Annotated in this window: 11 protein-coding genes; 3 read left to right on the top strand and 8 right to left on the bottom strand. The window is 59.7% G+C overall.

What is annotated here, in order from left to right; translation table 11 throughout:
* Positions 1-28: 28 nt before the first annotated feature.
* The 7 genes from RGCCGE502_RS08560 to RGCCGE502_RS08530 all read right to left on the bottom strand — a co-directional run bounded on the left by RGCCGE502_RS08560 (position 29) and on the right by RGCCGE502_RS08530 (position 9,237).
* Positions 29-229, bottom strand: coding sequence for a twin-arginine translocase TatA/TatE family subunit (locus RGCCGE502_RS08560; protein WP_016553757.1), 201 nt, complete (start codon positions 227-229; stop codon positions 29-31).
* 185 nt (positions 230-414) lie between these two features.
* Entirely contained in the window at positions 415-1,095 is a 681-nt protein-coding gene (gene scpB, locus RGCCGE502_RS08555) for an SMC-Scp complex subunit ScpB (RefSeq protein WP_051158671.1), read from the bottom strand.
* A gap of 32 nt (positions 1,096-1,127) precedes the next feature.
* On the bottom strand, positions 1,128-1,988 hold the full coding sequence (locus RGCCGE502_RS08550) for a segregation and condensation protein A (RefSeq protein WP_016553755.1): 861 nt from the start codon (positions 1,986-1,988) through the stop codon (positions 1,128-1,130).
* Positions 1,989-2,009: 21 nt separating this feature from the next.
* Positions 2,010-3,074: a beta-N-acetylhexosaminidase gene (nagZ, locus tag RGCCGE502_RS08545; RefSeq protein WP_019279791.1), complete on the bottom strand. Its 1,065-nt coding sequence runs from the start codon at positions 3,072-3,074 to the stop codon at positions 2,010-2,012.
* A 57-nt stretch (positions 3,075-3,131) separates the two neighbouring features.
* A complete protein-coding gene (locus RGCCGE502_RS08540; protein WP_016553753.1) occupies positions 3,132-6,137 on the bottom strand; it encodes an SPOR domain-containing protein in 3,006 nt (1,001 codons plus the stop codon).
* A 59-nt stretch (positions 6,138-6,196) separates the two neighbouring features.
* Positions 6,197-7,954: an arginine--tRNA ligase gene (gene argS, locus RGCCGE502_RS08535; protein ID WP_016553752.1), complete on the bottom strand. Its 1,758-nt coding sequence runs from the start codon at positions 7,952-7,954 to the stop codon at positions 6,197-6,199.
* A 65-nt stretch (positions 7,955-8,019) separates the two neighbouring features.
* Positions 8,020-9,237, bottom strand: coding sequence for a deoxyguanosinetriphosphate triphosphohydrolase (locus RGCCGE502_RS08530; protein ID WP_016553751.1), 1,218 nt, complete (start codon positions 9,235-9,237; stop codon positions 8,020-8,022).
* A gap of 216 nt (positions 9,238-9,453) precedes the next feature.
* Here RGCCGE502_RS08530 and erpA point away from each other — a divergent pair, with 216 nt between their 5' ends.
* Complete coding sequence (gene erpA, locus RGCCGE502_RS08525; RefSeq protein WP_016553750.1) at positions 9,454-9,786, top strand: iron-sulfur cluster insertion protein ErpA; 333 nt, start codon at positions 9,454-9,456, stop codon at positions 9,784-9,786.
* A 123-nt stretch (positions 9,787-9,909) separates the two neighbouring features.
* Complete coding sequence (gene xth, locus RGCCGE502_RS08520; RefSeq protein ID WP_016553749.1) at positions 9,910-10,701, top strand: exodeoxyribonuclease III; 792 nt, start codon at positions 9,910-9,912, stop codon at positions 10,699-10,701.
* Positions 10,702-10,760: 59 nt separating this feature from the next.
* Here the strand turns inward: xth and exoR are convergent, their stop codons facing one another.
* Positions 10,761-11,564 carry an exopolysaccharide production regulator ExoR gene (gene exoR, locus RGCCGE502_RS08515; RefSeq protein WP_016553748.1) on the bottom strand — a complete coding sequence of 268 codons (804 nt, stop codon included), beginning with the start codon at positions 11,562-11,564 and terminating at the stop codon, positions 10,761-10,763.
* 263 nt (positions 11,565-11,827) lie between these two features.
* On the opposite strand from exoR, the gene RGCCGE502_RS08510 reads away from it, so the two are divergent.
* Positions 11,828-12,268 carry a hypothetical protein gene (locus tag RGCCGE502_RS08510; RefSeq protein ID WP_244441675.1) on the top strand — a complete coding sequence of 147 codons (441 nt, stop codon included), beginning with the start codon at positions 11,828-11,830 and terminating at the stop codon, positions 12,266-12,268.

The following is a 12,268-nucleotide window of genomic DNA, read 5'->3' as shown; positions in this document are numbered from 1 at the left end:
CGTGGGGGCTACGTTTGCCCGGAGGTGATTACTTGGTTTCGTCGGCCTTGTGATCGACGGTCTTGCCAGCCGTGGTCTCGGGCGTGCTGTCTTCGTCGTTCATGCCCTTCTTGAAGCTCTTGATGCCCTTGGCAACATCGCCCATCAGTTCCGGAATCTTGCCGCGACCGAACAACAACAGCACGATGGCCAAAACGATCAGCCAGTGCCACATGCTAAAAGAACCCATTACGCTAACTCCCTGTTGCGATGTTTCTTGATGTAAGAGTTTCCCACACCAATTCCAACATCAAAGTTCCCGGTAGATTGTCGCTTAATGTCACGGTATCGCCGTCTGTGACAAGAGATTACACATTCGAAAAACCGTGATCGGCATTGTTTTCGAAATGCGTAACGGAACAAAGGTCAATCCGCCTAGTCTTCGGAGGCGCCACCAGGCGCAAGCAGACCGAGTTCTTCAAGATCGAGTTGCGTTATTGGATCTTCGTCCTCGGTCAACTCGTCGTTCATAGTAGGCGATGGTACATTGAAATTGGCCGGTATGCGACCGGAGAGCAGTCCCGCGCCCTTCAATTCTTCAAGGCCAGGCAGATCGCGCAGCTCCTCCAGGCCGAAATGGTCAAGGAAATCGCGCGTCGTACCTAAGGTGACGGGGCGACCGGGCGTGCGCCTGCGACCGCGAAAGCGAACCCAGCCGGCCTCCATCAACACATCAAGCGTGCCACGGGAGGTCTGCACCCCTCTGATATCTTCGATCTCGGCGCGCGTCACCGGCTGGTGATACGCAATGATCGCCAGCACTTCCAATGCCGCTCGTGACAGCTTCTTTGCCTCGTTCTCGTCGCGCCTGATGACGAAGGAGAGATCTGCGGCCGTGCGAAAGGCCCAAGCGTCATCCACTTGGACAAGGTTCACACCGCGATGGGCATACTGCTCCTTCAGGCGCAGCATGATCGCGCGGACATTCAGCGCACGCGGCAAGCGGTCCGCGATGAAGCCTTCGGAGACGGGCTGCGCGGATGCGAAGACCAGTGCTTCGGCAATGCGCTCCGCCTCTGCCTCCGCACGGAGATCGTCCTCTGAATCGTCCGCCATCGTATTGTCGATATGTTCGTCTTCCAGATCGGTCACGCCGGTCGCTCCTGTTCGACCACCTGCAGCGTCCCGTGCTTAGGGCCACGCCGCATATAGAGCGGCTGGAAGGCCCCGTCCTGCCGGATTTCAAGCTTACCTTCGCGAACGAGCTCGAGGGAAGCCGCGAACGCACTGGCAATTGCTGTCACTCTGTCTTCCGGCGACGCCATATAGCGCAGGAGATAGGCTTCCAGTGCCGTCCAATCGCCAATCTCGCCGATGATGCGGGTCAGAAGCTCGCGGGCATCCGTCAGCGACCAAACACTCCTTCGTGCAATCGTCACCTGTGTCACCGCCTGACGCTGCCTGAGAGACGCATAAGCCGTCAAGAGATCGTAGAGACTGGCGGTGTATGCTGACTGCTGCCTGTCCGGAATATGCTCGGGCGCACCGCGAGCAAAGATATCGCGGCCCAGACGGTTGCGGTTGACGAGACCGCTTGCAGCCTCGCGCATCGCCTCGAGACGCTTCAGACGGAAGGCAAGCGTTGCCGCCATTTCCTCCCCTGAGGGGCCGTCATCCTTGGCCTGTTGCGGGATCAGCAGGCGCGATTTCAGATAGGCGAGCCACGCCGCCATGACGAGATAGTCGGCCGCAAGCTCGATCCGGATACGCCGTGCGCTTTCGATGAATTGCAGATATTGCTCCGCCAGCGCCAGCACGGAGATGCGGGAGAGATCGACCTTCTGATTGCGGGCAAGGTAGAGCAAAAGGTCGAGCGGCCCTTCGAAACCGGCAACGTCGATCAGTAGCGCGGGATCGGAGGTCGCGCGCTCCGCGTCGTTCTCCTGCCACAGCTTGTCCATCGGCGTTGCCACCGCCTGTAGCCGTTCTGTGCCCTTTATCGTGTTCACCCAGCCCAGCTCCTTCCGCGATCAGACAGTCGCAAACATCTCGTCGAATTCGGCGCGGACCGCTGCCTCCTCGGCGTTATCCGCCGTCGGGAAACCGTTCAGCACCGCTTTTGCGCGCAAGAGCGACTGGTGCTGCAAGACGGGCACGTTTTCGACAACCTGTTGCATCTCGTCCATGTGGCCATTGCAATGCAGCACGATATCACATCCGCCTGATATGATGTTGGCGGCACGCTCTCCGATCGTACCTGCAAGCGCGTTCATCGACGTATCATCGGAAAGCAACAGTCCTTTGAAGCCAATATGGTCGCGGATGATGCCGTCGATAACCTCACGGGAGGTAGTCGCCGGACGCTCAGAATCGATGGCCGCAAAAACAACATGGCACGTCATAGCCATCAATTCGTCCTTCATGGCAACGAACGGCGGGAAGTCGTGCGCCTCGAGTTCGGCGCGCGAAGCCGTGACGACCGGCAGCTCGTGATGGGAATCAGCGAAGCCGCGACCATGGCCCGGCATGTGCTTCATCACAGGCATAAGGCCGCCCGCCTTCAGACCCTCTGCAGCGGCCCACCCCATGGCCGTGACGGTTGCCGGATCACCGCCATATGCGCGGTTTCCGATGACGTTGCTGCTGCCTTCCACCGGAACGTCCAGAACCGGCAGGCAATCAACATTGATCCCGAGGCCCGAAAGATCGAAGGCGTGCAACCGCGACATCAGCCACGCGGCGCGGACGCCCTTCTCCCTGTCCTGGCGGTAGAGATCGCCAAGCTGCTGCCCCGAGGGGTAATGCTGGAAGATCGGCGGACGGATACGCTGAACGCGCCCGCCTTCCTGGTCAATCAGAACCGGAGCATGCCATCCGACCGCTTCCCGCATCTCCGCGACGAGGTCGCTGATCTGCTGCGGCTCCGATATATTGCGCCCAAAGAGAATGAAGCCCCAAGGACGCTCGGCGCTGAAGAACGCCTTTTCTTCGGGAGTGAGTGAGTGGCCGCTACAGCCGAGGATCATCGCTTTTGATTCGGTCATATCCGAATCATAGAGGCGCCATGCGGAAATACGAGCGGCGTCAACCGGCATTCACAAAAATACGGCGGACCAACGGCCCGCCGCTTCGATTGAATGCATGCGAAAAGCTTACTTCGAGATGAGGCAGCTGCCGCCTGCAGCACGGTACTTTTCGCAAATCGCCGCGGCTTCATCCTTCGAGCCGGCCGGAATACGAACGCGGTAGAAAGTTCCCTTGCCTGCGATCTCCGCCTTGCGGATCTCGTAGCTGCGGCCGCTGAGCACGCCCGCAAACTTCTTCGAAAGGCTCGCGTAGGATTTCTTCGCCTCTTCTTCGGAAGGAAGCGATGCGATCTGAACCCCGTAACCGCCAGCCGCCGCAGTCGGCTGGGCTTGCGTCGCAGCAGGCGAAACAGCGGCAACTTCCTTCGGCTTAGGTGCTGCCGGCGCAGTAGGCGCCTCCACGGTCGCAGCCTTCGGTTGTTCGGTCGCGACCGGACGCGCTGCGGGAGCGGTAGCGGCGTCGACTGGAGCACTCTTCACCGCCCGGACCGGCGGCTCAACGTTCGCGGGAGTGGCCGCGGCGGCCTTGGCCAAAGCACTTTCCGGAGGAGCCTGAGCCGGCGTCGGCTTGGTTTCTTCAACCGGGGTGGAGCGTATATCAGCGGAAGCGACCTGTGCGGATGCCGGGAAATTCGCAGCTGTGCCACCGGCAGGCTTGGCGCCAGCCGTGATCTTCTGCGTCTGAACCGGCGTTGCCTTGGGCAGCGTCGGTGCAGCTTGGGCTGCCGGCTCGTCGCGGGCCACCAGAGTACCGTCCGGACGGACGATCATCGTGCGGACCTTACGGGCGGAAACAGACGGCGCCTGGTTCGCGCTGTCAGCCTCGTCGGCAACGGCCGTATCCTGGCTCGGCAGCAGGCGCGGATCCTGAGTGTCACCAACCGGTGTCGCCATGGGCGGTGTCGCGACGTCGCTGTCATTGTCCTCCGGCAGCGTTTCTGGCGTCAACGTGCGCTGGACAACGTCTACCGGCTGCTCGTTGCTTGATACCAAGGCCTTCTGCTTCGGCTCTTCTGCAGCCGCGCCGCCAACGCTGTCGTAAACAGCCTTGTCCTGGTTCGGCACGGTCTTGCCACCCGGATTTTCGGGAACAACCTTCACGGGGTCCTTGTCAGCGGTAATTACGCGCGGTTCGCCGGAGGCGATACCGAGCCGGCCGTTGCCGGCCAGGAAGGTGTAGCCTGCATAGGCAACGCCGCCGAAGACGACAATCGCTGCAGCGGCAGCCAACATCCGCTTCATGGAGCGTGCCCGGCTCATGTCCTCGGCTTCGCTTGCCGACTGGATCTGAACCTGAGAAACATTTTCGCGGCGCTGTACCGGCTCGTTGACGCTGCGACGGAAATCCTCTTCCAGAGCACGTTCGAACTCGTCCAAGTTTTGCAACGGAGCTTGTTTGGCGACAGGCGCGGCTGATGCCGCGCTTGGCTGAACGGAGATCGGCGCTCGAGTCCGCCACTCCTCTACGACTGGCTTCGCGGGCGTTTCCGCTGGCTTTGCAGGCGCAAGCAAGTTAGCGATTTCGGCGTCGACGTCGAAATCGAAGTCGGAGGTCGTTACGACAGGTTCCGGCTGCTCAACCGGCGGCAACACCGGCACATGCATTTCTTCGACCGCTTCCGGATGATATTCGGCATCCGAAATCATCGACGGATCGAATGGAAGGTCGTCTCCGGCATCTGCTGAGAACGCGGGCGTAGCGGTCGTGTTGGTCGCGGGCGCCATCTCCACCGGTGCCTGACGAATCGGAGCAGCGACGGCCGGAGCGGGCTGCGCCGCTTGGAAGACGGGCATTGGCGCGACCGGTGTAGCTGCCTCCACATACGGCGTCTGCACTGTGGCTAGCTCTGGCGTCTGCACTCTCACCGGTTCAATCGCCTGTGGCTGCGGTTGCGCCTTTGCAGGCTCGGCAAAGTCAAAGTCCGCCAACTCAAGCTCGATGCCTTCAAGATCGAGTTCGAAGTCGTGGCCAGCGAAAGGATCATCTCCCTCCGGTTCGGCTTTGGCAGAGGGAACGGCCACCGGCTGCTCGACCGGCTTCGTCATCGGGGCAGCGATAGGCGCGGCGACGCGAACCGGTTCTGCAGCGCGCGATAGCTCCGCAGCATCGGCTGCAGGCGCGGTCTGACGCTCCGGAACGGGGTAGTGCGAAACATCGGCAAGGAGATCGTCGATATCGAAACTGATATCGTCGATCTCCGCTGGCAGGGCTTCCGTCAGCGCCGCATCGGCCTGAACGTCACCATCCTTCGCGGCAGCGGCCAGATCGAACGCGCTGTGGTCGATGAGAGGATCGACCACCGGCGAATCTTGAAACACCTCAAGTTCTTCGTGAAGAACATCAGGCTCTTCATGCCGATCGATTTCAGCGGGGAAGCCTGCGGCAACGGGCGCCTCAAAGGCGGCGGCGTGTTCGGAAGCAGCGGCAGTCGACTCAGGCACGGAAACGTCCCGCTGGACCACCGGCGCAGCAACCGCCGGAACTGAGAACTCGTTGCGGCGCGCCGGATGGAAATTGGCGATCGGAAGCCGGATGCTGGCGGCAGACCACTGGGGAGCCTTGGCAGGCGCCGTCGGTGGGACGGGCGCAGTACCGATCGACATCTCGAGTTCTTCGATCAGATCACGGGCACCACCAGATACCGGCTCACCGTCACGGACGGCGTTCGACACCCAAGCGGCAGGCGTAAGGTTGGACGCCACTTCCTGCTGTTGAGAAACCACCGGCTCAATGGCAACTTCAGGCTCGACGACAAAGTCGGGCTCAGCCTCGGCAGCCGGCGCGACTTCAGCTTCGCCAACTGGGGCTTCATGGGCAGCCGGTCGCTCAAATACGGGCTCAGGCAAACGATCAAACGAAGCAGCAGATTGAGGCTCCTCGTAGCGATCAAACTCGCGCAGCAACTCATCTTCGAGATTGAAAGCTGGCTCCTGTCGGGGCGCATCCTCGACAGTATTCGCCGCTACCCGTGGTTCGAAACCAACGATGCGGGCAAGTTCCGCCAAAGGATCATCGTCAGCAAAGAGGTCCGTATTCTTACGCGTGTCATACGCCCGCTGTTTGTCTGCCATACTCATCCCACTCGCACTTGCTAAGGTTTATGCCAGAGCATTGTGGGTAAATGGTGACGCTACCGCATCTCATCCGGCGCAGCGGTACCCGCAATGGCAAGTCCCGACTTCAAAACCGACGCAACGGCGTACACCAGCCCTAATCTGGCTATACTCGATTCTCGGTTCTTATCGTTAATAAATCGTAAGTCTACTTGATCCTTACCTTTATTCCAGTGCGCATGGAAAGAACTTGCCAGATCGTAGAGGTAAAATACGACGCGGTGAGGCTCCTGAGACTGGGCCGCAGACTCGACCAAGCGTGGAAACTCGGCAGCCTTCGCAACCAGCTGCAATTCAGCGGGATCCGAGATTCCTGCAACCGCTTTCGCAAGGTCGGCGGGGCTGACGTCGAGGTCAGGAAACGCCTCCTTTGCCTGCCGAAAAACAGACATGCAGCGCGCATGCGCATACTGCACGTAGAACACCGGATTGTCCTTCGACTGCTCCGTTACCTTCGCGAAATCGAAGTCCAACGGCTCCGAACTCTTGCGATAAAGCATCATGAAGCGCACCGAATCGCGGCCGACTTCCTCGACAACTTCGCGCAGCGTCACGAAGTCGCCCGAGCGCTTCGACATCTTCACCGGCTCACCATTGCGGAACAGCTTTACAAGCTGGCAAAGAAGAACCGTCAGCTTCGCCTTACCTTCGGAAACGCCGCGAGCAACCGCTTCCAGGCGCTTGACGTAGCCGCCATGGTCGGCGCCGAGAACATAGATCATCTCGTTGAAACCACGGTCGAATTTGTTCTTGAAGTAGGCAACGTCGGCTGCAAAATAGGTGTAGGAACCGTCCGACTTGATCAGAGGCCGATCCATATCGTCGCCGACTTCAGTGGAGCGGAACAGTGTCTGCTCGCGGTCTTCCCAATCCTCGGGCAACTGGCCCTTCGGCGGCGGCAGCGTACCCTTATAGACATGTCCCTTGAAGGTCAGGTCGTTGATCGCCGTGCGGATCGCAGCCGCACCGTTCGCATGCAGTGTGCGCTCCGAGAAGAACGCGTCGTGATGCACGTTCAATGCATCGAGATCCTCGCGGATCATCGCCATCATCGCATCGATGGTGCGATCCTTGACGAGCGGCATCCACTGGTCTTCCGGCATGTTGTGCAGTTTCACGCCGTAGTCACGAGCTAGGGACTGACCGACCGGGATGAGATAGTCACCCGGATAAAGTCCAGGAGGAATCTCTCCAATCTTCTCGCCGAGCGCTTCGCGGTAACGCAGGAATACAGAGCGCGCCAAGACGTCGATCTGCGAGCCGGCATCATTGATGTAGTATTCCTTGACGACGTCGAAGCCTGCGAAGGAAAGCAAGTTGGCCAGTGCGTCGCCGACAACGGCGCCGCGGCAGTGGCCGACATGCATGGGCCCGGTCGGATTGGCCGAGACGTATTCGACGTTGACGCGTTTGCCGGCGCCAATCGCCGAGCGGCCGTAGTCGGTACCGGCCTCAATCATCGAGGCGAGCAGGCGCTGCCAGTAGCCAACGGAAAGCCTGATGTTGATGAAGCCTGGGCCCGCGACCGAGACATCAGCGACATCGGCGTCTTCCTTCAACTTCTCCGTGATGATCTCGGCCAGGGCGCGCGGATTGGTTCCAAGCGGCTTTGCCAGTACCATGGCAGCGTTGGTCGCAACGTCACCGTGACTTGGGTCGCGCGGAGGTTCGATCGCGATGCGGCCGAAATCCACCTCGGATCGCTTCTCCTTGACCAGATCGATCTGTTCAAGGGCGGTTTTAATCCGGGCGTCGAAATCGGTAAAAAGGTTCATCGCACTCTTCCATGCATAGGCTTTGCCACAAGGCATTTGTCCGGTCCCAGCCGGGCGACCGCTGCCTATCGCAAATCCGGAGTGTGGTCAAACAATCGCCTGTGGGCACTGATCGCGTAAGTGTCGGTCATCCCCGCCAGATAGTCGCCGACATGGCGCGCCCTCGCTGCTTCGGCAAGCCCGGCGATATGATCCACCCAATAGTGGCTCTGCATCTCCTTCGGGTTGGCCATATAGGCTCCGAAGAGATCGGTGACGATCTGCGCTGCGCCGGCGCGAATACGCATGATCTCGGGATGTCGGTAGATGCGCTTGAAAAGCATCGCCTTGATCTGCCGATCGGTCTCGGACATTTCTTCGGAGAAGGTTGCAATGACGCGACCTGCCTGGCGAATATCCGTTGCGCTCTTCGGCTTGATCTCCGCAAGGCCCTGTTGGGCAACGGAAATGACATCCTCGACCATGCGCGTGATCTGGCGACGCATGATCTCGTGGGTAAAGCGGCTAGGCTCGAGGTTCGGATAGCGTTCCCGCACCTCGGCCATCAGGGCGGCCAAAAACGGGATCTCCTCCAGCATCTCGAAGGTCAGATAGCCGGAGCGAAGCCCGTCGTCGATGTCGTGCGTGTTGTAGGCGATATCGTCGGCGATTGCGGCCACCTGCGCTTCGAGGCTCGCATAGGTGTCCAGTTCCAGGTCGTGGATCTCGCAGTAATCCAGGATCGGCTGCGGAACCGGCCCACGCGTGCCGGCGCCGTCCTTTGTCAGAAGCGGGCCATTGTGCTTGACGAGACCTTCCAGGCTTTCCCAGGTGAGGTTGATGCCATCGAAATCGGCATAGCGGCGCTCCAGCTTGGTGACGATACGCAGCGACTGGGCGTTGTGATCGAAGCCACCGTAGGGCAACAGCGCCTCATGCAGCGCGTCCTCGCCGGTATGGCCGAACGGCGTGTGGCCGAAATCATGCACGAGTGCCACTCCCTCGGCGAGGTCCTCATCCAGCTTCAGGGCCCTGGCAAGAGCGCGGGCCACCTGCGCGACCTCAATCGTGTGCGTCAGCCGTGTACGGTAGTGGTCACCGTCCTGAGCGATGAAGACCTGGGTCTTGTGCTTCAGCCGACGAAATGCCGTCGTATGAACGATGCGGTCGCGGTCGCGCTGAAAATCCGAACGGGTTGGGCTTAGGTCTTCGGGGTAGAGCCTGCCGCGTGTCGTCCAGGGATCAGCCGCATACGCCGCCCTGTCACCGTTGCCGTAACCCAATGCATGCCTGTCGATCGTCATTCGTCACCGTTATCGATATGCAGCAGCTCGCCCATTGACGCTGCCTTGCGCTCTTCATACCTATAGAGCACATAAACGGCAAAGCGATGCCTTCTCAGCCGCTTTAGCCAAACTTGCGCTTCTGTGGTATGAATCGTAAGTAGCTTTGAAAACAGTCGCTTGAAACCTGCGGCTAAGAACTATTCTCTCCGGATCTTGACCCCGGCAGGAGCAAACATGACGGACGTGAGTGTAACCCTTTCCGAAGCCGCGGCAAAACGAATCGCGGCAATCGTCGGTACCGAACCCGGCAAAAGCGCCTTGCGCGTCTCCGTGGAAGGTGGCGGCTGTTCAGGCTTTTCCTACAAGTTCGACCTCGCGGACGGCGCCCACGACGACGATGTGGTGGTCGAAAGGAATGACGCGAAGGTGCTGATCGACAGCCTGTCACTGGTCTACATGGCGGGATCCGAGATCGACTTCGTCGATAACCTGCTCGGCCAGTCCTTCCAGATCAAGAATCCGAACGCGGTTGCCAGCTGCGGCTGCGGTACAAGCTTCTCGATCTAGTACTGTATCTCCGCGTATCCACATCGAACCGGCCGAAAGAATCCCTTTCGACCGGTTTCTCGTCTTGTCCGCAATCGAAAGAGCGCGATACAAGGGAGCGGACGAAGCGGAACAGGACATTCCATGAAGATCGCGACTTGGAACATCAACGGCGTCAAGGCGCGCATCGACAACCTGACTCAGTGGCTGAAGGACTCCGATCCCGATATCGTCTGCCTGCAGGAGATCAAGACGATCGATGAAGGTTTTCCCAGGCTCGAGATCGAGGCCATGGGCTATCATGTCGAGACACACGGCCAAAAGGGCTTCAATGGCGTCGCGATCCTCTCCAAGACCAAGCCCGATGAAGTAAGTCGCGGCCTCGCGGGCGATCCGCTCGACGAGCAAGCTCGCTTCCTGGAAGCCGTCTTCTCCCTGCCGGGCAACCGCGTGGCTCGCGTCTGCTGCCTCTACCTACCGAACGGCAATCCTGTTGAAACCGAGAAATATACCTACAAGCTTGCCTGGATGGAGCGGCTGCGGACTTTCGCCGCGGAGCGTCTGGCTTACGAGGAAATCCTGATCCTCGCCGGCGACTACAACGTCATCCCGGAACCGCACGACTGCTTCGATCCGAAGGTTTGGGAAAACGACGCGCTGTTCCTGCCGCAGACACGGCAGGCTTTCCGTCGACTTGAAGGCCTTGGCCTGACGGATGCGGTGCGCGCGACGACCGATGCCGTTCAACTCTACTCGTTCTGGGACTATCAGGCCGGTGCATGGCAGAAGAACAACGGCATTCGCATCGACCACCTGCTGCTTTCGCCGGAGGCTGCCGATCGCATGACGTCGTCGGCGATTGAAAAGCATGTCCGGGCTTGGGAGAAGCCGTCAGACCACGTGCCTGTTGTGGCCTATTTCGATTTCGCGGCTTGAGCCGAAAACGCGTCGCGATCCGTCTACTCGTAAGGTGTAGGCGCGTACCGTTCGCGGGCTTAGTCGGAGCCGTTGACGGCAATCTTGTGAGAAAGGGCGACGGCCGAGCGGCGGTCGCTTTCGGTCGCGACCGAGAAGGCCTGCTCCTGCAAGGCCTCCATCCAACCACAGTCCTTCGGCTTGCAGCGGTCGAGAGCGGCGGTCATTAGCGCCAGCCCGTTGGCCGCCTGCCCTTCCTGGAAGAGGATGTTGCCAAAGACGGACATGGCGCCCGGATGGCCGCTCTTGCGGGCCTGGTTGAGCCATTTCTTCGCCTGCTGCGCACTGGTGCTGCCACCCTCGCCTGCCAACATCATCTGTGCTAGCTGGAACTGTGCCTCAGGCACGCCGAAGGTGGACGCAACCTGGAAGTACAGTTGGCGCGCCTGGTTGAGATCGATCTTCACCGGACTGCCGGGGATCCCATGCTTGTAGTAGCTGGCGAGCGAGAGCAGTGCATTGACGAAGAAGCCGGTATCTTCCGAGCCCGGCTCGACGCCCTGCTGCGCGATTTCGCTGTAGATCTTGAAGGCCTCGAAGTCGTCCTGCGCGACGCCATCGCCGTCGGCATACATGTTGGCGAGTGCCCAGCGCGAACCTGTATGACCTTTTTCAGCCGCGTATTTGTAAGCTTCGACTGCCTCTTCCTTCTGGCCGTTCTTGTAGGCCTTGAAGCCGAACTTGAAGAGATCAAATGGGCCGGATTCCTTCGAAACGCCCGACTTGATGTCGAATGCACTTGCAGGCGATGCAATTGCCGCGCAACAGGCAATGGAAAGGCCCATGAGCATTAGTCTGAAAGGTCTGAACTCGGACGTCAGCATTTCACTCGGTTTCTTTCGCTTCCCATCCGGACGGACTTTCGGTCCGTGGATGCATTCCTCCCGGCGAGCGATCCCGCGGTGAGCTCAAAGGCCCCTTTGCCCGCGTCGCATCCAGCCTCAGCCCTCCCTCGAGGACCTCAATTCCAAGCGCATCGACACTCTCCGTCCGTAGTCCGGCACGGCTCGCCCGCGATGCCATTTGCCTCACTCCCGCGGCTCGGCCATGTGCCATTCTGCCGTCGAGAAAAGGGTAATCACCAATTGTGACCAAACCTGTATCGTCGTTACCGGAAGCCGATTCCGACGATGCCGATCGGTTCGACCGCGAAAGGAAAGAAAGGCTCGAAAGCGCAACGTCAGAGCGAAACTCCGGGGCGGAATCGCCTTGCGGGAAAAGGAAAATGGCGCTGGCCGCGGCATCTCTGCCGTACGCTTCACCCATCCTGATTGCACCCGCTACAAACTCGCTCATCGTACTCTTTTACGCGCACTTTACGCCTGTCATTTCCTCGCCCGACTATAGCGCTGCGCCTAGTTTGTGGCGGGAAATGGACAATTTCGTCCTGAGATCATCTTACGCAAATGCTGGTAAAAAACTGTTGCTGAATCGTCACAAAATGAGACGCCAAAACGGCATGCTTAACGAGGTGTACATAAAGAAAAGCCCGGCAGTTTTGCCGGGCTTTTCTGAGGTTCGTCTTTGA

This window comes from Rhizobium grahamii CCGE 502 (assembly GCF_000298315.2).
Taxonomy (GTDB): domain Bacteria; phylum Pseudomonadota; class Alphaproteobacteria; order Rhizobiales; family Rhizobiaceae; genus Rhizobium; species Rhizobium grahamii.
Note: the sequence above shows the minus strand (reverse complement) of the source record. Positions and strands in the feature narration are given on the sequence as shown.